This is a genomic window from Candidatus Sodalis pierantonius str. SOPE (assembly GCF_000517405.1).
In the GTDB taxonomy this organism is placed as follows: domain Bacteria; phylum Pseudomonadota; class Gammaproteobacteria; order Enterobacterales; family Enterobacteriaceae; genus Sodalis_C; species Sodalis_C pierantonii.
This window is the reverse complement of sequence record NZ_CP006568.1, coordinates 2,906,082-2,932,443: the sequence shown is the minus strand read 5'-3', so window position 1 is coordinate 2,932,443 and position 26,362 is coordinate 2,906,082. Positions and strand designations below refer to the sequence as shown.

Genomic DNA, 26,362 nt, shown 5'->3' with positions numbered 1-26,362 from the left:
CAGGGCGATTGTTACATGATGCGGACGCTGTTTGGCATTCCTAACAACGTGATCCGGTTAAGCGCTTTGACCATTGCCATAGCCTCACCTACCTGCGCGTCATAGTCATGCAGACTCAGATGACCACCCAGAAGTATTTTAAACCGGAACATGGCCGTTTCAGCCAGTGAACGCCGGTGATAACCTACTTTCTTTTTCCAGGTATCGTTATTGCCGCTCAGATGCTGATTTGCCACCGCATGGTTACGCTCATGGTATCGAGCTGGCCAATATTGCGCACCACTTCGCGGTGGGATAAGCGGCTTTATTTTTTTCCTCAGCAGAGCATCATGACAGTAACGCGTATCGTAAGCACTGTCAGCCGACGCTTCCCTGATTTTCCGGTGGGTTTGGTTAATCAGCCCGGGCAGCGCCTGCGCATCTGTCGTACCGCTTAGCGATAAATCGGCACAGATAATTTCATGTGTCGCGCTATCTACTGCCAGATGAAGCTTGCGCCATACTCTGCGCCTCTCAGCCCCATGCTGCCTGACTTTCCATTCGCCTTCGCCGAAGATTTTCAGGCCGGTGCCATCGATGACCAGGTGTGAGATTTCGCCGCGGGTTGGCGTTTTTATGCTGATGTCGACGGTTTTTGCTCGCCGGCTGACCAGAGAGTAATCTGGGCAGCGCAGCGACAGCCCCATCAGTTTAAAAATCGAGTCAACGAAACCCTGTAACGCCCGGAGCGAAAGGTTAAACACGCGCTTTATCATCAGAACCGTGGTAATGGCCATATCGGTGTAGTGAAGCGGCCGGCCACGATGTTCAGGTGGTGTACTCTCAGTCCATGCAGCAATGGCTGACTCATCAAGCCATACTGTCAGGTCCCCCCGCTGCCTGAGCGCATTGTTATATGCGGGCCAGTTGGTGATTTTAAACTTTTGCTTTGCCATGGGGACCTGATGTTGAAACGAATGTAGTGATCAGAGCCGCCAGTCACCTAAAAGTTCGATTTATTCAACAAAGCCTCATCTCTTCAGTATCATTCGCAAATTGAAAGCGCGCGGCTGCGGTATTGTTTATATCTCTCATAAAATGGAAGAGATTTTTCAGCTGTGCGACGAAATCACCATTTTGCGCGATGGACAATGGATTGCTACTCAGCTGGTGGAAGGGCTGAGCATGGACCAAATTATTGCCATGATGGTAGGCCGTTCACTGAGCCAACGTTTCCCCGATCGTATTAGTGCGCCGGGAGAGATGATGCTCGAAGTGCGCAACCTCACATCGTTGCGCCAGCCTTCGATCCGCGATATTTCGTTTGATCTGCACCAGGGCGAAATTCTCGGCATCGCCGGCCTGGTTGGCGCGCGGCGCACTGATATTGTCGAAACGTTATTCGGTATTCGTGAAAAGTCCGCCGGTACTATCCGTCTGCACCGCTTTGTTGAATAAATCCGAAATTTGTGACGACTTCCTCCCTATCAGGGCGATTGTTACATGATGCGGACGCTGTTTGGCATTCCTAACAGCGTGATCCGGTTAAGCGCTTTGACCATTGCCATAGCCTCACCTACCTGCGCGTCATAGTCATGCAGACTCAGATGACCACCCAGAAGTGTTTTAAACCGGAACATGGCCGTTTCAGCCAGTGAACGCCGGTGATAACCTACTTTCTTTTTCCAGGCATCGTTATTGCCGCTCAGATGCTGATTTGCCACCGCATGGTTACGCTCATGGTATCGAGCTGGCCAATATTGCGCACCACTTCGCGGTGGGAGAAGCGGCTTTATTTTTTTCCTTAGCAGAGCATCATGACAGTAACGCGTATCGTAAGCACTGTCAGCCGACGCTTCCCTGATTTTCCGGTGGGTTTGGTTAATCAGCCCGGGCAGCGCCTGCGCATCTGTCGTACCGCTTAGCGATAAATCGGCACAGATAATTTCATGTGTCGCGCTATCTACTGCTAGATGAAGCTTGCGCCATACTCTGCGCCTCTCAGCCCCATGCTGCCTGACTTTCCATTCGCCTTCGCCAAAGATTTTCAGGCCGGTGCCATCGATGACCAGGTGTGAGATTTCGCCGCGGGTTGGCGTTTTTATGCTGATGTCGACGGTTTTTGCTCGCCGGCTGACCAGAGAGTAATCTGGGCAGCGCAGCGACAGCCCCATCAGTTTAAAAATCGCGTCAACGAAACCCTGTAACGCCCGGAGCGAAAGGTTAAACACGCGCTTTATCATTAGAACCGTGGTAATGGCCATATCGGTGTAGTGAAGCGGCCGGCCACGATATTCAGGTGGTGTACTCTCAGTCCATGCAGCAATGGCTGACTCATCAAGCCATACTGTCAGGTCCCCCCGCTGCCTGAGCGCATTGTTGTATGCGGGCCAGTTGGTAATTTTAAACTTTTGCTTTGCCATGGGGACCTGATGTTGAAACGAATGTAGTGATCAGAGCTGCCAGTCACCTAAAAGTTCGATTTATTCAACAAAGCCCGTCTGCACGGCAAAACTATCAAAAATAACAGCGCCAACGAGGCTATCAGCCACGGTTTCGCGCTAGTGACCGAAGAGCGGCGCGCCACCGGCATTTATGCTTTCCTCGATGTTGGCTTTAATTCGCTCATTTCCAATATTCGCAGCTATAAGAACAAGATGGGCCTGCTAAATAATACCCAAGAGCGATATTCAGTGGGTCATCGATGCTATGCGGGTGAAAACGCCGGGGCACGGCACCCATATAGGATCGCTTTCGGGCGGTAATCAGCAAAAAGTTATCATCGGTCGCTGGCTGCTCACACAGCCGGAAATTTTGATGCTGGACGAGCCTACCCGCGGCATCGATGTAGGGGCCAAGTTCGAGATATATCAGCTGATGACTGAACTGGCGAAGCGGGGTAAAGGTATTATCATCATCTCTTCTGAGATGCCGGAACTTCTCGGCATTACCGATCGCATTCTGGTTATGAGCAACGGTCAAATGGCGGGGATCGTCAACACCAAAGAAACCTCGCAGAATGAAATTTTGCGTCTTGCTTCCCTGTATCTCTAATTTGTAAGGGTTTAACGATGAATGCGTTGAAAAAGAAAAGCATGCTCACTTATTTGAAAGAGGGCGGCATCTATGTGGTTTTGTTGGTGCTATTGGCCATTATTATTTTCCAGGATCCGATCTTTTTAAGCCTGATGAACCTGAGTAACATCCTGACCCAATCCTCGGTGCAGATTATCATTGCCCTCGGGGCGGCGGGATTGATTGTCACTCAGGGAACCGACCTGTCGGCGGGGCGTCAGGTCGGTTTGGCGGCGGTGGTGGCGGCGACTTTACTGCAATCCATGGATAATGTTAATAAAGTTTTCCCTGATATGCACAGCCTGCCCATTCCGGTGGTTATCTTGATTGTTTGCGCCATCGGCGCCGTGATCGGTTTGGTTAACGGTTTGGTTATCGCTTATTTGAACGTGACGCCGTTTATTACCACCTTAGGCACCATGATTATCGTTTATGGCATCAACTCGCTTTATTACGATGCGGTGGGCGCCTCGCCGATAGCCGGTTTTGAATCAAACTTCTCGAGCTTTGCACAAGGGTTTATTCGTTTTGGCGATTTTAAATTGTCGTATATCACCTTCTACGCGCTGATCGCCATTATCTTTGTTTGGATACTTTGGACCAAAACCCGTTTTGGTAAAAGTATCGGCTTTGTTGAATAAATCGAACTTTTAGGTGACTGGCAGCTCTGATCACTACATTCGTTTCAACATCAGGTCCCCATGGCAAAGCAAAAGTTTAAAATTACCAACTGGCCCGCATATAACAATGCGCTCAGGCAGCGGGGGGACCTGACAGTATGGCTTGATGAGTCAGCCATTGCTGCATGGACTGAGAGTACACCACCTGAACATCGTGGCCGGCCGCTTCACTACACCGATATGGCCATTACCACGGTTCTGATGATAAAGCGCGTGTTTAACCTTTCGCTCCGGGCGTTACAGGGTTTCGTTGACTCGATTTTTAAACTGATGGGGCTGTCGCTGCGCTGCCCAGATTACTCTCTGGTCAGCCGGCGAGCAAAAACCGTCGACATCAGCATAAAAACGCCAACCCGCGGCGAAATCTCACACCTGGTCATCGATGGCACCGGCCTGAAAGTCTTCGGCGAAGGCGAATGGAAAGTCAGGCAGCATGGGGCTGAGAGGCGCAGAGTATGGCGCAAGCTTCATCTGGCAGTAGATAGCGTGACACATGAAATTATCTGTGCCGATTTATCGCTAAGCGGTACGACAGATGCGCAGGCGCTGCCCGGGCTGATTAACCAAACCCACCGGAAAATCAGGGAAGCGTCGGCTGACAGTGCTTACGATACGCGTTACTGTCATGATGCTCTGCTGAGGAAAAAAATAAAGCCGCTTCTCCCACCGCGAAGTGGTGCGCAATATTGGCCAGCTCGATACCATGAGCGTAACCATGCGGTGGCAAATCAGCATCTGAGCGGCAATAACGATACCTGGAAAAAGAAAGTAGGTTATCACCGGCGTTCACTGGCTGAAACGGCCATGTTCCGGTTTAAAACACTTCTGGGTGGCCATCTGAGTCTGCATGACTATGACGCGCAGGTAGGTGAGGCAATGGCAATGGTTAAAGCACTTAACCGGATCACACTGTTAGGAATACCAAACAGCGTCCGCATCATGTAACAATCGCCCTGATAGGGAGGAAGTCGTCACAAATTTCGGATTTATTCAACAAAGCGAAAAATATCTTCGCCATCGGCGGCAACCCGGAAGCGGCCAAGGTCTCCGGCGTCAATGTGCCGCTAAACCTGATAATTATTTATGCTCTGTCCGGGATCTTCTACGCCTTCGGCGGTATGCTCGAGGCGGGGCGTATCGGCAGCGCCACCAATAACCTCGGTTTTATGTATGAACTGGATGCCATTGCGGCCTGCGTTGTCGGTGGCGTGTCCTTTGCCGGCGGGGTCGGTACGGTACTGGGGGTGGTCACCGGGGTTATCATCTTTACGGTCATCAACTATGGCCTGACCTATATCGGCGTGAATCCCTATTGGCAATATATCATCAAAGGCGCAATCATTATTTTCGCCGTTGCGCTCGATTCATTGAAATACGCGAAGAAAAAGTAGCCTCTGCCCTACGCCTGGCCCGCGCAACCGTGTGGGCCAGGCGAGGGCGAGTCCCGGTGCGCGGTAATGTGCGCCTGCGCCGGGGCCCGCGTTTTGCGCAATGACCTGCCTCGCCGCGTCCCACATAGATCCAGTGCAAGCTTTGCGACATTGGCGAAAATCGCCGGGGCAACGCTCACGGCTCGCCCCCTTATACCGCTTTCACCGGCACCGCCACCGGCGTGACCGCTACCGCGGGCCGCTTTCGCCCGCCTCTCCCGTCGCGTCAATAACCTGTCGTTTGGCCGTACCGGGGGGCGCCGGTTTATCGTCATGGGGCGGCTTTTGTTGCATTTCCAACAGTTGTTCCGGTGACACCGCCGGATAACCCTGTGCTCCCTGCGGAATGTCGTGACGGGCGGGAATGGGAATCAGGGGGCCAAGAAAACGCGGTTCTCGCTTCATGAGATACAGATCGGACAGCGCGCCGAGACGAGCGCCAATTTCCCGGACCCGGACCGACAGCATGTTTTTCGGTGAAGGCACCGCATAGCATTGCGCCTGTATGCCCATGTTCAGCGCGATAAACAGCGCCCGTTCACAGTGAAAGCGCTGGGTGATGATAGTGAAATCGTTGGTATCAAAGACTTTCCGTGTGCGGATAATCGAATCAAGCGTGCGAAAACCGGCAAAATCCAGCACGATATCGGCGGCGGGCATTCCCTGGGCTATCAGGTCGCGGCGCATGGTAATCGGTTCATTGTAGCTTTGCAGTGCGTTATCGCCGCTTAGCAGCAGGTAATTCACCTTGCCGCTGTTGTAGGCGTTGAGCGCGCCCTGAATGCGATAGAGATAATACTGATTGATAACACCGGTGCGGTAATACTTGGCGGTGCCCAGCACCACCCCCACCTGACGGTGCGGCAGGGCGGTCAGATCGTCATAAATAAAGGGCGCGGTTTTCCAACTGATCCAGCGGTCAAGGCCCACCGCCGCCAGTACCAGAACGCCTGCGATAATTAACAGGGTTACAATCAGGCGTTTCAACATGCTATAGCCTTTGCCGGTTCCCGCGAAAGTGTCATGGCTCCAAGGCTACTTTACCTGCCAAGCTGAAGCAAGGTGTGCAAGGGGCAAGTCAGGCCAATGCCGCAAAATTGCCCGTTTACCGGCCGGGTTTCCCCGGCCGGTTGATGGTGAGTTTAAAATGAGGTGCGGCAATAATCGCGATACTGCGGCTGCCAGAAGTTATGCTCGATGGCAAGAGAAAGCGTTTCCTCGTAGGTCACCAGCGCCACCCCGTGCACCTGCGCCGCCTTGGCGACCGCCATGGCAATGACCCGTGAGACCGCCTGGATGTCGTTAATATCCGGCAACAGCGCGCCGCCGTCACCGTTGGCCAGCGGCGAGCAATCCGCCAGTGCACGACTGGCCGCGATTAGCATGGAGTCCGTAATCTGGCTTGCGCCCGAGGCCAATACGCCCAACCCGATACCCGGGAAAATATAGGCGTTATTGCACTGGGCAATCGGGTAGGTTCTACTCTCGAGCTTCACCGGCGTAAAGGGGCTGCCGGTCGCGACCAGCGCCGCGCCGTCGGTCCAGCATAAAATGTCTTCCGGCGTTGCTTCCACGCGCGATGTGGGATTGGATAGCGGCATCACAATGGGACGCTCGCAGTGTTGGTGCATCTCCCGGATAATCTCTTCGGTAAACAGCCCCGGCTGGCCGGAGACGCCGATCAATACCGTGGGTCTGGCGTTGCGTACCACATCTTGCAGCGAAATGGTGTCGCTCTTCAACTGCCAATCGCCAATACTCTCACTGGACTGGACTGGACTGGACTGGACTGGACTGGACTGGACTGGACTGGACTGGACTGGACTGGACTGGACTGGACTGGACTGGACTGGACTGGACTAGGCGGCTCTGAAAATCCAACAGATTCGCCAGTTTGTCGGTCAGCAGGCCAAAGCGATCGACCATCAGGACGCGGCCGCGGGCCTCGTCTTCACTGAGACCTTCAATGCGCATTTCCGCGATAATCTGTTCGGCGATACCGCAACCGGCGGAGCCTGCGCCGAGAAACACCACTTTTTGATCGCGCAAGCGTTTACCCGCGGCGCGGCTGGCCGCCAGTAGACAGCCCAGCGTTACCGCGGCGGTACCCTGAATATCATCATTGAAGCAACATAATTCGCTGCGATAGCGGTTTAGCAACGGCGTCGCGTCTTTCTGGGCGAAATCTTCAAATTGCAGCAGCACATTCGGCCAGCGGCGCTTCACCGCCTGAATAAAGGCGTCGACGAAATCGTCATATTGTTCACCGGTTATGCGCGGATGGCGCCAGCCCATATACAACGGGTCGTTGAGTAGTTGCTGATTATTGGTGCCGGCATCCAGCACCACCGGCAGGGTATAGGCGGGGCTGATGCCGCCGCAGGCGGTATAAAGCGACAGTTTACCGATGGGAATACCCATGCCGCCGATCCCCTGATCTCCCAGACCTAAGATGCGTTCACCGTCGGTCACAACGATAATTTTGACATTTTGCTTGGTAGCGTTTTGCAGCATATCCTCAATTTTGTCGCGGTTATTATAGGAAATAAACACACCTCGCGCGCGACGATAAATATCGGAAAACCGCTCGCAGGCATCGCCGACGGTCGGGGTATAAATAATCGGCAGCATTTCGGCCAGGTGGGCCGCAAGCAACCGATAAAAAAGCGTTTCATTGGTATCTTGAATATTGCGCAGGTAAATGTGGCGATCGATATTGGTGCGGAAATCCTGGTATTGGCGCCAGGCGCGTTCCGCCTGCTCCTCAATGGCTTCCACCGTATCCGGCAGCAAACCCTGCAAATTGAAATTGTCACGCTCTTCCAGGGAAAAGGCGCTGCCTTTATTCAGCAGCGGGAATTCCAACAGAATGGGGCCGGCATGGGGGATATACAGGGGACGTTTGCTTTCGTATTCCAGTTCCATTTTCTTCACTCATCGTTACTGATAATGTTGGCTGTAGGAACAGCATAAGAGATCACGGCGGTGATTGTCCGGCCGGAGTTGTAATATATTTTTCACCCCGCGCCGATAAGCCCATCCGTTGTGGACTTACGACGCGCCTAGAATCAAAGAGAGATTGCTAGATGATGCACCTCGTGGCAGCCCAGCGCGGCAAGGGTGGCGGCGGTGGCCGGCCATTGCGTTATCGGCGCATTTTGCCGCTCGGCCAACACCGCCCGCGTTATCTGACGGCTATCGTCGCCGCTGGCGTTCATTAAGATTAACGCGCTTTGCAGCGGCGGCAGGCTAGGATTAAAGGCGGCGTTTTCCGCATAGCGTCCCGCATAGATGCGGCCATCCCGCGTCTGTAGCGCGACACCGCTATGGCTTTGGCTGTAGGGTGCATGGCTCTGGCTGGCCGCACCAAGGGCCGCGTTTACCAAAGGCGCGTTATCGGCGGGAGCGGCCGCTTGCAGCCCATGGTCTAGCCATGTCACGGTGGCGAAATGATGGTCTATCTCATCGAGTAGCTGGCTTTGAATGGCGAGATCACGCGGACCGAACGCGTCGGGAAGATAACTCGCAAGCGTTGCGGCGGGGCGCTCGGGAAGACAGAGAATCAAATCGGTGCCGCTGTTCAATTCATTCATGAACTGCCGGCAGTGGCCGCAGGGGGTATAATTGACCGTCACTGCCCGCAGACGTTTCTCACCCCGCAGCCAGGCGTGGGCGATGGCGCTTTGTTCCGCATGCACCGTTTGCTGCAGCGGCGCGGCGTGAAATTCCATATTGGCGCCGAAATACAGATTGCCGCTGATGCCGCGTGCGATAGCGCCCACATTAAAATGGGAAAGCGGTGTGACGGCACAGGCGGCAGCGAGCGGCAGCAGCGAGAAACATAATGCGTCTTCGTCAAGGTCGCAGACCTGTAGAAGTTCCTTGACCTGACCAGCGCTCAGCCAGCCGGCGAAGTCGTTATGATCGAGCAACGGCGCCAGCGCATCCCGTAAAGGTTGGTCGATCGCGGTCAGCGCCGGTGCAAAACGAGCAATCATAGGGGGTCCCTATTCTTTTGAGCAGACGATCATTGTAAACAGGGATAACGCGATTAACTACGATCGATATCTTATCGTTAACAATTAACCGAATAATTTAAGTAATAATGGAAATACAAAGGGGCAATAAGGGACGTAATAATGCCGCAGATAACCAACGCCAGCGAACTGAATGCCCCTTCTTGAAAATCCAGCTCGGCGCAGCGGGCGGTGCCCATTGCCAGCCCACGCGACGCCCGCGTAGAGATCCGCAGCAGCTTGAACACGCTGTGGCCGAAAACCGCCCCAAGAATCCCGACGAAAATGACGCACACCGCCGTCACGGCGGGAATGCCGCCAATGGATTGAGACACCGCCATGGCGATGGGGGTGGTTACCGATTTCGGCAATATCGATGCGGCTATTTCAGGCGAAACCCCCATCCACAGCGCAATGGCGGCGCCGCTTATCATGGCGGTCAGGCTGCCTGCAAAGCAAATGCTGATAATGGATTTCCAGCGGGCGCGAATTTGGTGCAACTGCTCATACAACGGATACGCTAGCGCGACCACCGCCGGCTGGAGAAGATCGTTGAGCACCTTGCTGCCGGCGAAATAACGGTTATAGGGGATGCCGGTGGCCAGCAGTAGCGTGATAATCACCACCATGGAAACCAGCAGCGGATTTAATAGCGGCATGCGCAGCACCCGACCGGCAAGACGGCGGGAAGCGAAAAAGACTCCCAGCATTAACGGCAGCGACCACCACATATTTTGCAGCATTAACGATCTCCAACATCCTGCGGCTGGCCAGCGATGGGGCGCTCGCGATGCGGAGCTGAGCCCTACCACTACCATCACCATGAGGGTACTGACGGCGCAGGAGACGACGATAGTGCCCAGCTGGGCGGCAAGCTGCTGATAATAATTCATCACCCCGACGCCGATAGGAACAAATAACAGCGCCATGTAGCGGATTAACACATAGCAGCCGGGTTTCAGCCACAGCGTGCAGATTCCGACGAGCCTGTTTAGAAATTTGTGTATTTGCCTGATTTTGATATGTTCAATCCAACATCAAAAACAGGTTAATTTATGGACGAAAAACAGTTGCAGGCTCTGGCTAACGAACTGGCCAAAAATCTCAAAACCCCTGAAGATCTCAGTCACTTCGATCGGCTGCTGAAAAAAATCAGCGTCGAAGCAGCTCTCAATGCCGAAATGACCCATCACCTCGGCTACGATAAAAATCAGCCTAAACCGGGGACCAACGCCCGCAACGGCTATTCCACAAAAACCGTTACCACTGGCGATGGCCCGCTGGCGCTGCGTACTCCGCGCGATCGTGACGGTTCCTTTGAACCGCAACTGGTGAAGAAGAACCAGACCCGGATTACCGGGATGGATAACCAGATTTTATCGTTGTACGCCAAAGGGATGACCACCCGCGAGATCGCCGCCGCGTTCAAAGAGCTGTATGACGCCGATGTCTCGCCGGCGCTGGTCTCAAAGGTCACCGATGCGGTCATGGAGCAGGTTGTCGAATGGCAAAACCGGCCTTTGGATGCAGTCTATCCCATTGTTTATCTTGACTGTATCGTTCTAAAAGTCCGGCAGGACAGCCGCATCATCAACAAATCTGTGTTCCTGGCACTGGGCATCAACATCGAAGGCCAGAAAGAGTTGCTAGGTATGTGGCTGGCCGAAAATGAAGACGCAAAGTTCTGGCTGAACGTGCTGACAGAGCTGAAAAACCGCGGCCTGAACGATATCCTTATCGCTTGCGTAGACGGGCTGAAAGGTTTCCCTGACGCTATTAACGCGGTGTATCCGGAGGCGCGGCTCCAGCTGTGTATCGTGCATATGGTGCGCAACAGCCTGCGGTTCGTCTCCTGGAAGGACTACAAGGCCGTCACCCGCGACCTGAAAGCTATCTATCAGGCCCCTACGGAAGAAGCCGGCTTGCAGGCGCTGGAAGCGTTCTCCAGTGCCTGGGACATCCGCTACCCGCAAATAAGTCGAAGCTGGCAGGCAAACTGGGCCAATCTGGCCACGTTCTTTGCCTACCCAACGGACATCCGCAAGGTGATCTACACGACCAACGCCATCGAGTCGTTAAACAGCGTGATCCGGCATGCCATCAAAAAGCGCAAGGTGTTCCCGACCGACGACGCAGTGAAAAAGGTGGTGTGGCTGGCGATACAGGCGGCCTCACAGAAATGGACAATGCCTTTGAGGGACTGGCGCATGGCAATGAGACACTTTATTATCGAGTTCGGTGACCGCCTGGACGGTCACTTCTGAGAAAAGGCATTTACACAGAATCGTGTACAGGGTCCATCCTGGGCCGCGTAAAATGGCGGCGTTTTTTTCAGCATGGTCGGCGTTAGTCGCGTGATATTCGCCCTACGTTTACCGTCCCCCGTGCCCACCATGGCAACATTGGTATAATTTAACCAACGAATAGTATCAATAAAGTCGATGGCGCGCTGCACGACGGCATTAAATGACGCCACATTGTGGGCGAGCGCGCTATCATCTGACTGCTTGAGAAACAGGTTTAGAAACGCCGCTATGGCGGTTTCGTTCGCCGCGATATGGTGTTGTAACTGGCGTAAATGGGCTTTGATGCCCCCCAAATACAAACCGGTGTACTTCCGCGCCTCGCTAAATTCATGCGGTGTGGCTGTTACGTCCTGCGGCGACAGGCGGCGTATCAACAGTTTGTCGTTTTCCTCGCCCAGCAAGGGTTCATAAAACCTCGCTTTCTGAATACGGGGTTCCCATGCCATGGCTTGAGCGTTGAGCTGGGCTTGCTGCTGCTCTTGGCGATGGGCGAAGGGCCGTCCCGCTATGCCAGCGATTTTATCCAGATTGCTGGCCATATCGCCCAAAAAGAAAAACCGCCCGCTATCGCTTTTATCGTCCACCTCGTCGTGATAGGCACGCGCGGTGCAGGTCGGTGTGTCATCACTGGCGATGGTGCAGGCCACGTGCAATTGCCCGAGCGACATACCGCGGGTCACGCCCAGCCAAAATACCGGCGGCAACCGGGCGTTGGCATCAACAATCACCCATGCGCTTCCCCGGTGCTTTATGCCGACTATCGCGTCTGCGCGTGTCGCCAATACCGAGCGTAATCCGGATGACGCGTCATAAACCCGCGCCTTGTCGCCGAGGCGGTGAAACAGCACGACGCCCTGTATTACCTGCTCTGGGCAAAATTCCTCTATCATGGCACGGCTGGGACAATCGGCGGGCGTCCTACAGGCAAGCGGCACCTTGTGGAGGCAGGCCGTAATTAGCACCGGCGGGCGACAAGCCTGGAGATGGGGGGGCCGGGGTAGCACAATGGCCCAGGGATACCCTGACGTCATTCAGGCTGAACGGATACCGCCAGTCCCGCAGCAGAGCCTCCAACGCTTCGGGGGAAATGACCGGGCTCCCGTTGGTGCCATGGCTTTTGACATAGACCAAGGTCGGTAACACTTGGAGATAGACCAACAATGCGGCAAAGCGCAGATCGAAGTCGAGAAAATGGGGATTGCCGATAAGTTTGCGGTATATTTCATACTGGCTCAGGTTGTAGTACTCATTTAAATGACGTTGTTTTTTTGAGAACCGGTCGTAGTGTTTCTAACGCGGTATAGAGCCCTTCGGCGGAATGAAACAGCGCTCGTTCCATAAAAGCGCTAGGGGGGTGTTGGGCGTTTTTTATTGTCAACAGCCATGAAAGCGGGTAGAAAAACAATGTTGAAAGCATAGAAGAGCGTTCAACGTGAGCCTGTTTAGAAATTTGTGTATTTGCCTGATTTTGATATGTTCAATCCAACATCAAAAACAGGTTAATTTATGGACGAAAAACAGTTGCAGGCTCTGGCTAACGAACTGGCCAAAAATCTCAAAACCCCTAAAAATCTCAGTCACTTCGATCGGCTGCTGAAAAAAATCAGCGTCGAAGCAGCTCTCAATGCCGAAATGACCCATCACCTCGGCTACGATAAAAATCAGCCTAAACCGGGGACCAACGCCCGCAACGGCTATTCCACAAAAACCGTTACCACTGGCGATGGCCAGCTGGCACTGCGTACTCCGCGCGATCGTGACGGTTCCTTTGAACCGCAACTGGTGAAGAAGAATCAGACCCGGATTACCGAGATGGATAACCAGATTTTATCGTTGTACGCCAAAGGGATGACCACCCGCGAGATCGCTGCCGCGTTCAAAGAGCTGTATGACGCCGATGTTTCGCCGGCGCTGGTCTCAAAGGTCACCGATGCGGTCATGGAGCAGGTTGTCGAATGGCAAAACCGGCCTCTGGATGCAGTCTATCCCATTGTTTATCTTGACTGTATCGTTCTAAAAGTCCGGCAGGACAGCCGCATCATCAACAAATCTGTGTTCCTGGCGCTGGGCATCAACATCGAAGGCCAGAAAGAGTTGCTAGGTATGTGGCTGGCCGAAAATGAAGGCACAAAGTTCTGGCTGAACGTGCTGACAGAGCTGAAAAACCGCGGCCTGAACGATATCCTTATCGCCTGCGTAGACGGGCTGAAAGGTTTCCCTGACGCTATTAACGCGGTGTATCCGGAGGCGCGGCTCCAGCTGTGTATCGTGCATATGGTGCGCAACAGCCTGCGGTTCGTCTCCTGGAAGGACTACAAGGCCGTCACCCGCGACCTGAAAGCTATCTATCAGGCCCCTACGGAAGAAGCCGGCTTGCAGGCGCTGGAAGCGTTCTCCAGTGCCTGGGACATCCGCTACCCGCAAATAAGTCGAAGCTGGCAGGCAAACTGGGCCAATCTGGCCACGTTCTTTGCCTACCCAACGGACATCCGCAAGGTGATCTACACTACCAACGCCATCGAGTCGTTAAACAGCGTGATCCGGCATGCCATCAAAAAGCGCAAGGTGTTCCCGACCGACGACGCAGTGAAAAAGGTGGTGTGGCTGGCGATACAGGCGGCCTCACAGAAATGGACAATGCCTTTGAGGGACTGGCGCATGGCAATGAGCCGCTTTATTATCGAGTTCGGTGACCGCCTGGACGGTCACTTCTGAGAAAAGGCATTTACACAGAATCGTGTACAGGGTCGTTCCGGCGACATCCGATCAGTTATTCCGATATTTTCCGATCACCCATTCCAGTGATATTCGATCACGTGTTCGCTCATCTTCTGACTCGGGTTTAGTCTATTTTTCCTGTGCTGGCTACTCCTTGCTCTTTGCGTAGTGATTCGCCTTTAAGTTCCAGTCTATAGCTGGGGTGTACTAACCGATCGAGTAACGCGTCAGCTGTCGTGGGGTTTTCTATCAGTCCATACCATTTTTTCACCGGCAGTTGACTGATCAGGATGCTGCTACTTTTGTCGTAGCGATCTTCCATCACCTCCAACAGCATCGTTGCCTGCATCGGACTTATTGATTCTAGGCCCACGTCGTCCAAGATCAGTAACTCTATTTTTTCTAACTGATTAAGCTGTTTTAGATAGGTCCCGTCTACCTGACACTGGTGAAGATGGGCCAGCAACCGACCCACTCGCCAGTAACGCACGCTATATTGCTGCCGGCATGCCTGCTCACCAAGAGCACAACTGAGCCAGGTTTTGCCCGTACCTGTCGGCCCCGTGATGAGTATGCTTTTCTGATATTTCAGATATTGTCCCCCTAGCAGATCTCGCATCTGTTCCGGTGTCACTCCTCGGTTAGGGATATAGCGGATATCTTCCGGTTTTGCCTGCAAGCGCATTTGCGATTGCCGTCGCAGACGGCATATGTGGTTGTTTTTTCTATGCAAATTTTTCGCTTCTACCATCAGCAACAACCGCTCCTCGAACCCCAGCTCCCCATAACTCCCCGGGAGTTCGCGTTGCGTCTCCAACGCCTGGACCATTGCCGACAACTTCAGCTCTCGCAGAGCCATTAACAGTGTATCCATATTTATTCTCTTTAGTGATAACTGTCCGGACCTCGGAGGTTTTCGTGAACCAGCATTGATACGCCGGCTCCGTCCTGGGTGACCTCACTTTCACGACCGTGTTTCAATACGTTGGCTATGAAAGAGCGGTTAATGCACCCTTTCTCCAACGCCAGCGCGCAGGCCTTCTCCAGTCGCGTCGTCTCATAGCGCCGTTGCAGATTGAGTAGCCCCAGCACGGAGCGGTAAGCCTGCTCCGGATGGGCTTTGCTCTTTTGGATGGACTCGACCACTTTCAGTGTGCACACACCCACCGACAGCGCCCAACTGCACAGCCTTTCCGGCGTCCACTGACTCTGCCCCTTATGGTTAGCCGGCATGTGCGCCGCCTGAGTCGTGTGCCTATAGGCGTTATCGCTGCGAGGGTGCGTAGCCACGCAGACGCCCTTATGGTGGATTTGCACCAGCCGTTGGGTGGCGATGACGTCAACGCGCTCGCCAACCAGCGGATGCGGCACCGAGTACCAGTTTTTGCCGTAGTCTATGTGGTAATCAGGTCCCACTCGGGCAACGAGATACTCACTGTATTCCCATTGTGTGGGCGGTAGAGGCCCAAGAGCCGGTTTGTCCAGCTGCTCGAAGCGTTCAAGGCGACTTTGTCCGCCGTAATGACGCATCGGGCGCAGATTCAACTCATGATTGAGTTCTCGTATCACCTGGTTGAGTTCGGCCAGCGAGTAGAACCTACGTTTACGCAACCGGGCCAAAACCCAGCGTTCTACCAGTTGCACAGTTGATTCTGCCTTCGCCTTGTCTTTCGGTTTTCTCGGGCGCGCCGGTAGCACCACTGTCTCATAGTGATTTGCCAGCGCCTGGTAGCTCTGGTTTATGACCGGCTCATAGCGGTCAGGGGTGCTGACAGCGTTGCGCAGATTATCAGGTATCATCAGCTCCGGAACCCCACCCATGAAGTGCAGGCAGCGGCTATTGGCGTTGAGCCACGATGCCATGTCCTGGCCTTCGCAGGCTTCGATATACGCATAGCCTGACACGCCCATGGCAGCGACGAAGATAGCGACCTGGCGTACGCTACCGGTCGCAGGGTTGACGATAGGTACGGTGGGGCCACAGAAGTCGATGAAGAGCTTTTCGCCAGCCTTGTGCTCCATGCGCATGGAACGCCGCTGCTTCTTTTTCCAGTCACGGAACAGTGCACAAAACTGTGAGTAACCGAGGGCATCACCGCCCACGGCGGACTGATATTCCATCCAGAGCAGCTGCTTGGTCATGCCCTTGCGGCTTAACTCGGTATCGATATCAAGCCAGCTGGGTAAGGTATTGATAACTTTTCCGGATTTGCCGGGATAGAGCAGGCGGTCGAGGTCGACGGGGGACAGTTCCGCCGGCAATGGCCAGACCAGGTTAGCTACCGTGAATCGGCCGAGGATATCGTGCACGGTAGTACAGCCTATGCCGAGCGCTGCTGCGATAGTGCGATTCGAGCGACGCTGCTCGAATTTCATACGTAAGACATTAATATAGATGCACATTTCCATTCTCGCTTTCTTCTTTTTACGTGCCATGCCCCCGGAAGCTAAAAGTCTCCAGAGTATGGCGGAACAGAAGATGAGCGATCGGACAGAATCGGAATCGCTGATCGGGCGACCGGAATCAGTGATCGGATGAAATCAGAATTAGTGATCGGGTGAAATCGGAATCAGTGATCGGATGTGACCGGAACCAACACCGCCCAGACTACTTAAGTTTTGCATGCCATAATAACTGCCTTTGAGGTGCGGCGGGGCGATGAAATCGACAAACATGTATTCTACGGGAATAATAATTTCTCCCAAAGAAAATAGGGCAACGGCCAGCACCCAAAGCGGTAACATGCGCTGTGCGAAAATAATCCCCGCCAGGCCCAGCAGAAAAAAACACTGCCGACGATCAGCCATTTCATGAGCGCGCCGCGCGTGATATGGCGGCTTACCAGATATTGCAATGTCACGACAATAGTCGCGTTGACCGGCAAAATGATCCTCACGACTTTATAGGCAAAGTCGGGATTGAAGGCCACCATCAGATATTGGGAAATACAGCTGGCGAACTGACTGCCCACCAGGCTGCCCAAGGTACCGCCCAGGGTAAACCAGATAAGCCGCCGATCCTGGCGTAAAATGGTCAGGGTTTGACGGAAATTAGGCGTCTGACGCTCCGTGGGGGGCCGCTGGTCGTCACTATTCGCCGGCGGCGGCCCGAAGCCCGGCATCGCTTTTCCCAATAGCAAGGTGGCCAACAGGCTCAATATGCCGGCCAACAAAAAAGGGGATAAGGGATGCGTGCTGGCCATGGTTACACTCAGCGGCGGTCCGATAGCCCAACCGACATTGACCAGCGTATAGTTAGCGGAGAACGCCTTAATGCGCTCGCTCACCGGCAGCCACTCCGCCAGCGTAGCCTTGAGGGTCAGGCTGAACAGCGAATAGGCAAAGTTAATCATACCCATCAAAACGATAAGCAATATGACTGACGCGGTAGACGGCAATAAGAAAAAGCTGACCGCAAAGCTTGTCATGGCGCACAGAATCAGCCGCTGCTTATTGAAGCGATCCACCCAATAGCCGCCATAAAGGCTTAACACTATGGCCAGCATAAGACTCATCCCCAGCACCAGTCCCGTCTGTCCGGGCGTCATACCGCGCTGCTGCGAGAGGAAAATGGCCAGAAACGGCAGCGTGAGTCCGCGTCCGATGGTTAATATTAGCGATATAAGCAGAAGCGCTTTGATAAGCGGCGGAGATCCTTTCATGACAACACACATCCATGATTATTTTGCATCGGCATTCAGAATAACGACTTTCCGGTAAACTGAACAGCGGCGGGCAGGAATAAGATTTGGGAAATGAACGCGCGAGGGATGGCGGTGGAAACGAGGGGAGATCGACTGAAGGAAAATGCTCGAGCGGCGGCGAAAACCACCGTCGCCCGAGAACGTGCGGTGCGCGTTATTTCACCGGCATGCCGGGCAGCGCCCCGGCATCCGGGCTGAGCAGGAAGATATCCTTGCCGCCGGGGCCGGCGGCCATCACCATGCCTTCCGATACGCCAAAGCGCATCTTACGCGGCGCCAGATTGGCTACCATTATCGTCAGGCGCCCTTCCAGCGCTTGAGGATCGGGGTAAGCGGCGCGGATACCAGAGAACACCTGACGGCTTGAACCGCCGAGATCAAGCGTGAGCTTCAGCAGCTTATCCGAACCTTCCACGTGCTCGGCGCGCTTAATCAGCGCTACGCGCATATCCACTTTGGCGAAATTATCAAACGCAATTGTGGCGGCGATGGGGGGCTCGGTTTGCGCGATTTTCGGCTCTACCGCCGCCGCGCCGGCCGCCGCCGTTTCCTGGCGCGATGCCTCGACAACGGCCTCCAGTTGCGCCGGTTCGATTCGGCTAAACAGCGCCTTGAACGGACTGATGCGGTGGGACACCAGCGGTGTGGACACCGCGTCCCAGGTGAGCGGTGAAGCGAGGAAAGCTTCCGCCCGCGCCGCCAGCGAGGGGAGTACCGGTTTCAAATAAGTCATCAGCACCCGAAACAGTTGGATCCCCATCGAACAGATAGCTTGCAGATCTGCCTCACGGCCCTCCTGTTTCGCCACTACCCAGGGTGCTTGTTTGTCCACATAGCGATTAGCCAAGTCCGCCAGGGCCATGATTTCGCGAATGGCGCGGCTGGTTTCACGGCTGTTGAATGCTTCGCCAATCGACGTCGCGGCATTGACAAAGGTCGCATACAGCGCCGGATCGGCCACCGTGGCCGCCAACTGACCGTCAAAACGTTTATTGATAAAGCTGGCGTTACGTGAGGCCAGGTTGACCACTTTATTCACAATGTCGGCGTTGACCCGCTGAACAAAGTCTTCCAGATTTAGGTCGATATCATCGATGCGCGACGACAGTTTGGCGGCATAGTAATAACGCAGGCAGTCCACATCCAGGTGCGCCAGATAGGTGCTGGCCTTGATAAATGTGCCGCGGGATTTGGACATCTTGGCGCCGTTGACGGTGACATAGCCGTGGACAAATAAATTGGTCGGCTTGCGGAACTGACTGCCTTCCAGCATGGCCGGCCAGAACAGGCTGTGAAAATAGACAATGTCCTTGCCGATGAAATGGTAAAGATCGGTTTGGGAATTGACCTCCCAGAACTCGTCAAAGCGAAGGTCGCTACGCTTTTGGCAAAGATTTTTGAATGCGCCCATATAGCCGATGGGCGCGTCCAACCAGACATAAAAATATTTGCCGGGCGCGTCCGGTACTTCCAAGCCAAAATAGGGCGCGTCGCGGGAAATGTCCCACTGTTCCAATCCTGACTCGAACCACTCCTGCATTTTATTGGCCACCTGCTCTTGCAGCGCGCCGGAGCGTGTCCAGGCGCGCAGCATGTCGCTAAAGGCGGGCAAATCGAAGAAAAAGTGTTCCGATTCCCGCATCACCGGAGTTGCGCCCGACACCGCCGATTTTGGATTGATGAGATCCGTCGGGTTGTAGGTGGCGCCGCAGACCTCGCAATTGTCGCCGTACTGATCGGGCGAATGGCATTTGGGACAACTGCCTTTCACAAAACGATCGGGCAGGAACATGGCTTTTTCGGGATCGAACAACTGGGAAGTGGTCCGCGACTTAATATAACCGTTTTCTTTCAGCCGCTGATAAATCAGCGTCGACAATTGGCGATTCTCCTCGCTATGGGTCGAATGGTAGTTGTCATAGCTGATGCCAAAGCCGGCAAAATCCGTTTGATGCTCCAGATTCATTTCGTTAATCATCTCTTCCGGCGCCATACTCAATTGCTGCGCCTTAAGCATGATCGGCGTGCCGTGAGCGTCATCGGCACAGATAAAATAAACCTGATGGCCGCGCATTCGCTGATAACGGACCCAGATATCCGCCTGTATATGCTCAAGCATATGGCCGAGATGGATAGAACCGTTAGCGTAAGGTAACGCACAGGTTACCAATATTTTTTTCGCGACTTGAGTCATGGTAGGAGTTGGCTTTCGTTAAGTGTCATAAGGGCAGTCGATGGTAACCGATAGCGATACCTCACGTAAACAAGCGGCATGCGCGCCCGCCGCCGGCGAACTTTTTTCCGCTGCGGCCGATGAGCCCTGTTATGCTAAGGCTAATGGTTACTCATCCTCTAAACAGAACCCAAAGGAGCCGGGATGAACCCTTTTGCGCGACAAACCACCTCAGAGGCACTGCGCGAGCAGATAAACCGCGTACTGAGCGCCTTCAAACACCCGACGCTGAAATGCGATTTAACCGTGTTGAAAGCATTGCATCATAGCGCGCTGCTCGACGGCACGCTGCATATTGAGCTCGTCATGCCGTTTGCCTGGCAAAGCGGTTTCGCGGAGCTGCAGGAAAGCGCCAGCGCCGAACTGCTGCGTCTGACCGGCGCCACCGCCATCGACTGGAAGTTGTTACATAATATCGCCACGATGAAAAGGGTCAAGGATCAGGCGGGCGTTAATGGCGTACGCAATTTAATTGCCGTAAGCTCCGGCAAAGGCGGTGTGGGCAAATCCAGCACCGCCGTCAATCTCGCGCTGGCGCTGGCGGCAGAAGGGGGACGCGTCGGACTGCTGGACGCCGATATTTACGGCCCCTCGATTCCCACCATGCTGGGCACCACCCACGAGCGCCCGACGTCACCGAATGGGCAGCATATGGCGCCGATTATGGCCCACGGTCTGGCCACCAACTCCATTGGCTATATGGTCACCGAGGACAACGCCATGGTCTGGCGTGGTCCCATGGCCAGTAAAGCCCTTTTACAGCTGCTCACCGATACTCTGTGGCCGGAGCTGGATTATCTGATACTGGATATGCCTCCCGGCACCGGCGATATCCAACTGACGCTGGCGCAAAATATTCCGGTGACCGGCGCGCTGGTGGTGACGACGCCGCAAGACATTGCGCTGGCCGACGCGCGCAAGGGCATTGTGATGTTTGCCAAGGTCGGCGTGCCGGTACTGGGTATCGTGGAAAACATGAGCATGCATATCTGTAGTCATTGCGGCCATCTGGAAGCCATTTTCGGCTCCGGCGGCGCGGAAAAGCTCGCGGAACAGTACCAGTGCGCGCTGCTTGGCCAACTGCCGTTGCACATCAGCTTGCGCGAGGATCTGGATCGCGGCGAGCCGACGGTGGTGAGCCGCCCCGAGAGCGAATTTACCGAAATCTATCGCCAACTGGCGGGGCAGGTGGTGGCGCAACTCTATTGGCAGGGAGAGGTCATCCCGACGGAGATTGCCATCAAAGCCGTTTAATAACGTCCCCGCCGGGGGGACATGAGCGATTTTTGTCGCGGCCTCATCCTCTCTCAGCGCCGAGGCAAGCGTTTAGCTTGCCGCTTTGACGAGCGCCAGCCTTAAGGGGCGTTTAGCTCGCCGGCGCCGGCCGCAAAGCGCGATCCGGCGTTAACGCCGGGCGTGCGCGATGCAAATCCTCGCGAGTATAGACTTTGGTAACCGGCGCCACGCTGAGGGCTATCTGTTCCAGCAGATTCTGGGTCGGCGCTTTTTTGCCCTGAGCCACCAGCAACAGCGGTAAAATAAGCATCGCCACGAACTGACCGTTGCTCAGAAAACGGATATGCGTATGCCGGCTATACTGCAACAGCAGGAAAGAACTGCTTATCAAGTAACCCAACGCCAGTCCGGACACGACTTCAGACAGCGAATGCGCCTGAATTATCAACCGTGAAACGCCAATCACCAGCGCCAGCAGGTAGCCGCCCACCGCCGCGGCGCGCAGCGCCGGACGCGCGCGGCTAAACAGGATCCAAAGCATGACCGGCCAGATACTGGCCAATAGCGCCGAATGACCGCTAAATCCCGTAAAATCATAAGCGCGGCTGCCGATCCCCCAGCCCATAAAAGCCAATTTCGAGGCGCAAACGACGCCGCCGGCGAGGCAGAACAGCAGCAGCCATTGCCAGCAGGCCTGACGGGTATCCGCTTTCAGCAGTAAAACCACGACGATCAATCCCGCGCAAGGCAGTAACAGCATGCTGTCGCCAAAAAAAAGTAAACCAGTGCCAATTCATGGAATCCCTCATAAGATACGGCCGACGGCCGCGGCCACGACGGGCAACTTTACCCGTATGACTTTAGCAGCTCCAGTATGAATAGTCTTAAACTGGGCGGCGCAAACCGCACCGGCGGTAAAAAAATCCCCGCCCGAGCGTCCCGCGGCCCGGTAATGCTGGCGTGCGATTGCCCCGCACCCTATAATTGCCGCGTAAATTGCAGCCTCACCGCCGAGGCATTCTTATATTATCAGGCCCTTGATTGTATGACTGACAAGCCCCACCAGTGCGTTATTATCGGCATTGCCGGCGCATCCGCCTCAGGAAAAAGTCTTATCGCCAGCACGCTTTACCGGGAGTTGTGCGACCAGGTTGGCGATGGGCATATCGGCATCATTCCCGAAGACAGCTATTATAAAGATCAAAGCGGCATGACCATGCCGGAACGGGTCAAAACCAATTACGACCACCCGAACGCTATGGATCATAGCCTGCTATTTCAACATATCCAGATGCTGAAGGCGGGCTTGGCAATCGAGATGCCGGTCTACAGTTATGTAGAACATACCCGCCGTCCTGAAACCCTTCACCTGCGGCCCAAAAAAGTCATTATCCTGGAAGGGATATTGTTGTTGACCGATTTACGCCTGCGTCAGGAGATGAATTTTTCTATTTTTGTGGATATGCCGCTGGATATTTGTCTGATGCGCCGTATGAAACGCGACGTAATGAACGCGGACGTTCAATGGACTCCGTCATAGAGCAATATCAGCGTACCGTCCGTCCGATGTTTTTGCAGTTTATTGAACCGTCGAAGCAATACGCTGACATCATTATCCCGCGCGGCGGTAAGAACCGGATTGCCATCGATATTTTAAAAGCGAAGATCAGTCAGTTTTTCGAATAATTCCCGTGTAGTATTTGAGACCTGACCGGCTGCCGCCGTGGCGGCAACCCCACATTCACGCCCTTATGGAGAGACAAGCGATGAGACTGTGCGACCGTGATATAGAGATCTGGCTGGATGAGGGCCGACTGGCCATCTCGCCGCGCCCGCCGCAAGAAAGGATTAACGGGGCCACGGTGGATGTCCGGCTGGGTAACCAGTTCCGGGTCTTTCGGGGCCATACCGCGGCGTATATCGATCTCAGCGGGCCCAAAGATGAAGTAGCCGCGGCGCTGGACCGGGTGATGAGCGACGAAATTCAACTGGCCGAAGGCGAAGCCTTTTTTCTGCATCCGGGCGAGCTGGCGCTGGCGGCGACCCTGGAATCGGTCACATTGCCCGATGATCTGGTTGGTTGGCTGGACGGGCGCTCCTCGCTGGCGCGCCTGGGCCTGATGGTTCACGTGACCGCGCACCGGATCGATCCCGGCTGGCAGGGTAGAATCGTGCTGGAGTCCTATAATTCAGGTAAGTTGCCGCTGGCGTTGCGTCCCGGGATGCTGATAGGCGCCTTGAGTTTTGAACCCCTGAGCGGTCCCGCGGCCCGCCCCTATAATAGGCGCGAAGATGCCAAATATCGCAATCAGCAGGGCGCCGTGGCCAGTCGGATCGACAAGGACTGAATCGTCAGAGGCCTGTGGCATCGGGTAATAACGAAAGAGGACCGCATGAGAAGATTACTGACGACGCTGTTCATTTTGCTGGTGGTGGTGGTGGCCGGGTTGACGGCCATGGTGGCGCTAATCAATCCCAACGATTTTCGCAGCTATATGATCACCCAGGTGGAACGGCGCAGCGGCTATCATTTGGCGCTAGAGGGAGATTTGCGCTGGCATGCCTGGCCGCAATTGAGCATTCTCGCGGGACGTATGAAACTTACCGCCCCCGGTGCGAAGCTTCCGCTGGTCAGCGCGGAGAATATGCGCCTGGACGTGGCGCTGTGGCCGCTGTTGTCCCATCAATTGTCGGTAAAACAGGTCATGTTGAAAGGGGCGGTCATCACGTTAACCCCGGACAGCGCGGCCCGTCGTCCCGAGAATGCCCCCATCGCGCCGGCGGGTACGCCGGAGCCGGAAGAGGGCAGCGGCTGGTCCTGGAATATCGGCAGCCTGCAGGTCGCTGACAGCTTACTTATTTGGCAGCGCGATGATAATGAACAACTCAATTTGCGCGATCTGAATTTGCAAATGAAGCAGGACGACGCACGCAAAGCGAGTATCGAATTTTCCGGTCGTCTCAATCGCGATCAACGCGATCTGACGGTCTCCCTCAACGGTAGCCTGGATCTCAGTCAATACCCGCGCCAGGTTAGCGCCCATATGGATAAATTCAGCTATCGGCTGCGCGCCAATGGTCTGCCGGAGCAGGGCATTGGAAGGCGAAGGCGCCTTCAATGCCGATTATTCCGCCGTCAATCAGTCGTTAACGCTCGGTGAATTGACCTTCAGCGCCAACGACAGTGAGTTAAGTGGGCAGATAAGCGCCCGGCTGGGGGATGCGCCGGTGTATCAACTGGATTTGGCGGCGAAGACCCTGAATCTGGACACTTTGCTGGGGCTGCAGCCGCCTGCCGACGGCAACGACGCGCGGGCGCAGAATCAAAGCGCCACCACGGGGCGACCGGTGATAGCCAACAGCGCCCTAACGGATAACGCGCTGTCCAATCCTAATGATTTTAGCGGTCAGCTTAGCCTGCGCGCGCAAAACGTCATTTATCACGGTCTGACAATGATCGATTTCAACGTGAAGGCGGACAACCGCCGTGGACAGCTGAGCCTGAACACATTTACCGGCAAACTTGGCGAAGGGGAGTTTAATTTGCCCGGCACGCTGGATGCCACCGGGAAACAGCCCCTGTTCCATTTGCATCCGCAATTTTCCCGCGTCGCGCTCGGCCCGCTGCTGAAAGCGTTTGCATTGCCCCAGACGCTAACCGGCCAACTCTCCCTGCAAGGAGAGGTGTGGGGACATAATTTCACCGCGATGGATTTTGCCCGCGGTTGGCAGGGTTCGGCCGCCATGACTTTGGATAACGCCAAACTGGAAGGGCTGAACATTTCGCAGTTGATTCAAAGGGCGGTAACGCGCACCAACGGCAGTGTGGCGGCCGAGGAACGCGACGAGCGTTATTCACAAGTGCGCCAGCTTACCGCCAACGCCACCCTTAATCAGGGCAACCTGCGGCTTGACGATTTGGCGGGGGATTCCGAACTGCTGGCGCTTACCGGCAATGGCACCCTGAATCTACCGGAGCGCCAATGCGACGTGAATCTACAGATACGGGTATTGCAGGGCTGGAAAGGGGATCCGCAGTTGGTGAGCATGCTTACCTCCACCGCGATTCCGTTGCGGGTGTATGGTCCTTGGGAGGGGCTGAATTATCAGCTCAATGTGGATCAACTCCTGCGTAAGCGCCTGGAGGATGAAGTGAAAAAAAGGCTTAAGGAATGGGAACGTCAAACCAGAGAAAGGTGAGACGCCCTAACGATGATGGCGTCGACGGCTACCCATTGCGGCCAAGCGTTCGTTGCTGCGTTACAAAATAGCGGTGAAAGAGCGCGCGAGGCCGTGAGCGAAGGAACGAAGGGGTCATCTTGATGTAGAGCATCATTTTGCCTATGGCAGGCCGGAAAGGAACAAGGAAGATAGATCGGCCATCAAAAAAAAACGCTGCCCGTTGGCAGTGTTTGAAGGTTATAAGCTGATATAAAGTTGATAGTGATTGATCAGGAAGATAATCAAAGTAACGACAATGGTTGTCGGTAACCAGTTACGTAAGTAGGGTAAAAGCCCCACATCCACAATAGGTTTGATGAAAAAGGGATAAACCAAGAACGAGATGGTTACCTGGGAAATGGACAATGCAGAGGCAATGACGAGAATATTTTTGCTCAGCAGGGCCAACGCCAAGATCCCGAGCATGACGACGCCGGCAATAATATTCCAATAAAATTCAATGTGGGTTTTACCGTTTGCCTGCGTGATTGCCCCCGTCAAACCACCCATGGGTCTTAGGACGCCAAGCAGCAACATGTAAGGTATCAGTACCGCAACCTGCTCATGGTGAGCACCATAGAGAATTCTCTCGACCGTCGGCGCAAAGATGCCGATGATTAGAAACAGCAGTGTGCTAGAGGAGCAAATAGCGAACGTAGAATTAAGATAAATCTTTTTCAGTTCGCTTTCTGAACTTTGTTTCTCAGCGAAGCGGGGAAGGGCCAGACGATTTATTACAGGCGTCAGCAGGACCCTGTACACGA

16 protein-coding genes and 9 pseudogenes are annotated in these 26,362 nt (G+C 54.6%); 11 read left to right on the top strand and 14 right to left on the bottom strand.

From position 1 onward, the window contains the following. Positions 1-11 precede the first annotated feature (11 nt). Complete coding sequence (locus SOPEG_RS14785) at positions 12-935, bottom strand: IS5-like element ISSoEn1 family transposase (RefSeq protein ID WP_025243834.1); 924 nt, start codon at positions 933-935, stop codon at positions 12-14. Positions 936-1,011: 76 nt separating this feature from the next. Here SOPEG_RS14785 and SOPEG_RS14780 point away from each other — a divergent pair. Further along, positions 1,012-1,422 (top strand): annotated as a pseudogene (locus SOPEG_RS14780) (sugar ABC transporter ATP-binding protein); the annotation flags it as partial. Positions 1,423-1,478: 56 nt separating this feature from the next. On the opposite strand, the gene SOPEG_RS14775 reads toward SOPEG_RS14780, so the two are convergent. Further along, complete coding sequence (locus tag SOPEG_RS14775; RefSeq protein WP_025245926.1) at positions 1,479-2,402, bottom strand: IS5-like element ISSoEn1 family transposase; 924 nt, start codon at positions 2,400-2,402, stop codon at positions 1,479-1,481. A gap of 78 nt (positions 2,403-2,480) precedes the next feature. On the opposite strand from SOPEG_RS14775, the pseudogene SOPEG_RS14770 reads away from it, so the two are divergent. From SOPEG_RS14770 to SOPEG_RS14755, 4 genes and pseudogenes are all read left to right on the top strand, one after another. Next, a pseudogene (locus tag SOPEG_RS14770) lies at positions 2,481-3,033 on the top strand (ATP-binding cassette domain-containing protein); the annotation flags it as partial. Positions 3,034-3,050: 17 nt separating this feature from the next. Beyond that, positions 3,051-3,680, top strand: a pseudogene (locus SOPEG_RS14765) (ABC transporter permease subunit); the annotation flags it as partial. A gap of 75 nt (positions 3,681-3,755) precedes the next feature. Further along, positions 3,756-4,679, top strand: a complete 924-nt coding sequence (locus tag SOPEG_RS14760; RefSeq protein ID WP_025245923.1) for an IS5 family transposase — start codon at positions 3,756-3,758, stop codon at positions 4,677-4,679. Between the two features lie 53 nt (positions 4,680-4,732). Further along, positions 4,733-5,125, top strand: a pseudogene (locus SOPEG_RS14755) (ABC transporter permease subunit); the annotation flags it as partial. A 228-nt stretch (positions 5,126-5,353) separates the two neighbouring features. On the opposite strand, the gene sanA reads toward SOPEG_RS14755, so the two are convergent. The 5 genes and pseudogenes from sanA to SOPEG_RS30385 form a co-directional block, all read right to left on the bottom strand. Further along, entirely contained in the window at positions 5,354-6,154 is an 801-nt protein-coding gene (gene sanA, locus SOPEG_RS14750; RefSeq protein ID WP_025245921.1) for an outer membrane permeability protein SanA, read from the bottom strand. Positions 6,155-6,306: 152 nt separating this feature from the next. Further along, positions 6,307-8,089: pseudogene (locus SOPEG_RS14745) on the bottom strand (NAD-dependent malic enzyme). A gap of 143 nt (positions 8,090-8,232) precedes the next feature. Continuing rightward, the gene (gene cdd / locus SOPEG_RS14740; RefSeq protein ID WP_025245920.1) at positions 8,233-9,162 is read right to left on the bottom strand and encodes a cytidine deaminase; all 930 of its coding nucleotides are present in this window, start codon (positions 9,160-9,162) and stop codon (positions 8,233-8,235) included. Positions 9,163-9,246: 84 nt separating this feature from the next. Beyond that, positions 9,247-9,923: pseudogene (locus tag SOPEG_RS14735) on the bottom strand (CidB/LrgB family autolysis modulator). Positions 9,924-9,992: 69 nt separating this feature from the next. Then, positions 9,993-10,142, bottom strand: a pseudogene (locus SOPEG_RS30385) (CidA/LrgA family protein); the annotation flags it as partial. Positions 10,143-10,235: 93 nt separating this feature from the next. Between SOPEG_RS30385 and SOPEG_RS14730 the strand changes: the two are divergent. Further along, a complete protein-coding gene (locus SOPEG_RS14730) occupies positions 10,236-11,444 on the top strand; it encodes an IS256-like element ISSoEn2 family transposase (RefSeq protein WP_025245918.1) in 1,209 nt (402 codons plus the stop codon). On the opposite strand, the gene SOPEG_RS14725 is transcribed toward SOPEG_RS14730, so the two are convergent. Next, positions 11,435-12,334 (bottom strand): hypothetical protein, encoded by a 900-nt coding sequence (locus tag SOPEG_RS14725; protein ID WP_025245917.1) that lies wholly within the window; start codon positions 12,332-12,334, stop codon positions 11,435-11,437. The genes SOPEG_RS14730 and SOPEG_RS14725 overlap by 10 nt on opposite strands. A 658-nt stretch (positions 12,335-12,992) precedes the next feature. On the opposite strand from SOPEG_RS14725, the gene SOPEG_RS14715 reads away from it, so the two are divergent. Then, the gene (locus tag SOPEG_RS14715) at positions 12,993-14,201 is read left to right on the top strand and encodes an IS256-like element ISSoEn2 family transposase (RefSeq protein ID WP_025245915.1); all 1,209 of its coding nucleotides are present in this window, start codon (positions 12,993-12,995) and stop codon (positions 14,199-14,201) included. 127 nt (positions 14,202-14,328) lie between these two features. Here the strand turns inward: SOPEG_RS14715 and istB are convergent, their stop codons facing one another. From istB to metG, 4 genes are all read right to left on the bottom strand, one after another. Continuing rightward, positions 14,329-15,078 (bottom strand): IS21-like element ISSoEn3 family helper ATPase IstB, encoded by a 750-nt coding sequence (istB, locus tag SOPEG_RS14710; RefSeq protein ID WP_025245914.1) that lies wholly within the window; start codon positions 15,076-15,078, stop codon positions 14,329-14,331. An 11-nt stretch (positions 15,079-15,089) separates the two neighbouring features. Beyond that, positions 15,090-16,640, bottom strand: a complete 1,551-nt coding sequence (gene istA, locus SOPEG_RS14705; protein WP_051419761.1) for an IS21-like element ISSoEn3 family transposase — start codon at positions 16,638-16,640, stop codon at positions 15,090-15,092. A gap of 245 nt (positions 16,641-16,885) precedes the next feature. Continuing rightward, on the bottom strand, positions 16,886-17,866 hold the full coding sequence (locus tag SOPEG_RS14700; protein WP_051419758.1) for an MFS transporter: 981 nt from the start codon (positions 17,864-17,866) through the stop codon (positions 16,886-16,888). Positions 17,867-18,062: 196 nt separating this feature from the next. Next, the gene (gene metG, locus SOPEG_RS14695; RefSeq protein ID WP_025245912.1) at positions 18,063-20,102 is read right to left on the bottom strand and encodes a methionine--tRNA ligase; all 2,040 of its coding nucleotides are present in this window, start codon (positions 20,100-20,102) and stop codon (positions 18,063-18,065) included. A 183-nt stretch (positions 20,103-20,285) separates the two neighbouring features. On the opposite strand from metG, the gene apbC reads away from it, so the two are divergent. Further along, a complete protein-coding gene (apbC, locus tag SOPEG_RS14690; RefSeq protein WP_025245911.1) occupies positions 20,286-21,395 on the top strand; it encodes an iron-sulfur cluster carrier protein ApbC in 1,110 nt (369 codons plus the stop codon). A gap of 112 nt (positions 21,396-21,507) precedes the next feature. On the opposite strand, the gene SOPEG_RS14685 is transcribed toward apbC, so the two are convergent. Continuing rightward, positions 21,508-22,137 (bottom strand): phosphatase PAP2 family protein, encoded by a 630-nt coding sequence (locus SOPEG_RS14685; RefSeq protein ID WP_417903419.1) that lies wholly within the window; start codon positions 22,135-22,137, stop codon positions 21,508-21,510. A 285-nt stretch (positions 22,138-22,422) separates the two neighbouring features. Here SOPEG_RS14685 and udk point away from each other — a divergent pair. The 3 genes and pseudogenes from udk to asmA all read left to right on the top strand — a co-directional run bounded on the left by udk (position 22,423) and on the right by asmA (position 25,577). Further along, positions 22,423-23,063, top strand: a pseudogene (gene udk / locus SOPEG_RS14680) (uridine kinase). Between the two features lie 80 nt (positions 23,064-23,143). Continuing rightward, complete coding sequence (gene dcd, locus SOPEG_RS14675) at positions 23,144-23,725, top strand: dCTP deaminase (RefSeq protein WP_025245910.1); 582 nt, start codon at positions 23,144-23,146, stop codon at positions 23,723-23,725. Between the two features lie 45 nt (positions 23,726-23,770). Continuing rightward, positions 23,771-25,577 (top strand): annotated as a pseudogene (gene asmA, locus SOPEG_RS30940) (outer membrane assembly protein AsmA). Positions 25,578-25,796: 219 nt separating this feature from the next. Here the strand turns inward: asmA and SOPEG_RS14665 are convergent. Then, positions 25,797-26,360: an MATE family efflux transporter gene (locus tag SOPEG_RS14665; RefSeq protein ID WP_025245909.1), complete on the bottom strand. Its 564-nt coding sequence runs from the start codon at positions 26,358-26,360 to the stop codon at positions 25,797-25,799. Positions 26,361-26,362 lie beyond the last annotated feature (2 nt).

What these genes read in the sequence shown, in the direction of transcription:
- SOPEG_RS14785 (WP_025243834.1), bottom strand. Translation starts at nt 935, where the DNA reads ATGGCAAAGCAAAAGTTTAAAATCACCAACTGGCCCGCATATAACAAT.
- SOPEG_RS14775 (WP_025245926.1), bottom strand. Translation starts at nt 2,402, where the DNA reads ATGGCAAAGCAAAAGTTTAAAATTACCAACTGGCCCGCATACAACAAT.
- SOPEG_RS14760 (WP_025245923.1), top strand. Translation starts at nt 3,756, where the DNA reads ATGGCAAAGCAAAAGTTTAAAATTACCAACTGGCCCGCATATAACAAT.
- sanA (WP_025245921.1), bottom strand. Translation starts at nt 6,154, where the DNA reads ATGTTGAAACGCCTGATTGTAACCCTGTTAATTATCGCAGGCGTTCTG.
- cdd (WP_025245920.1), bottom strand. Translation starts at nt 9,162, where the DNA reads ATGATTGCTCGTTTTGCACCGGCGCTGACCGCGATCGACCAACCTTTA.
- SOPEG_RS14730 (WP_025245918.1), top strand. Translation starts at nt 10,236, where the DNA reads ATGGACGAAAAACAGTTGCAGGCTCTGGCTAACGAACTGGCCAAAAAT.
- SOPEG_RS14715 (WP_025245915.1), top strand. Translation starts at nt 12,993, where the DNA reads ATGGACGAAAAACAGTTGCAGGCTCTGGCTAACGAACTGGCCAAAAAT.
- istB (WP_025245914.1), bottom strand. Translation starts at nt 15,078, where the DNA reads ATGGATACACTGTTAATGGCTCTGCGAGAGCTGAAGTTGTCGGCAATG.
- istA (WP_051419761.1), bottom strand. Translation starts at nt 16,640, where the DNA reads ATGGCACGTAAAAAGAAGAAAGCGAGAATGGAAATGTGCATCTATATT.
- SOPEG_RS14700 (WP_051419758.1), bottom strand. Translation starts at nt 17,866, where the DNA reads ATGAAAGGATCTCCGCCGCTTATCAAAGCGCTTCTGCTTATATCGCTA.
- metG (WP_025245912.1), bottom strand. Translation starts at nt 20,102, where the DNA reads ATGACTCAAGTCGCGAAAAAAATATTGGTAACCTGTGCGTTACCTTAC.
- apbC (WP_025245911.1), top strand. Translation starts at nt 20,286, where the DNA reads ATGAACCCTTTTGCGCGACAAACCACCTCAGAGGCACTGCGCGAGCAG.
- SOPEG_RS14685 (WP_417903419.1), bottom strand. Translation starts at nt 22,137, where the DNA reads ATGCTGTTACTGCCTTGCGCGGGATTGATCGTCGTGGTTTTACTGCTG.
- dcd (WP_025245910.1), top strand. Translation starts at nt 23,144, where the DNA reads ATGAGACTGTGCGACCGTGATATAGAGATCTGGCTGGATGAGGGCCGA.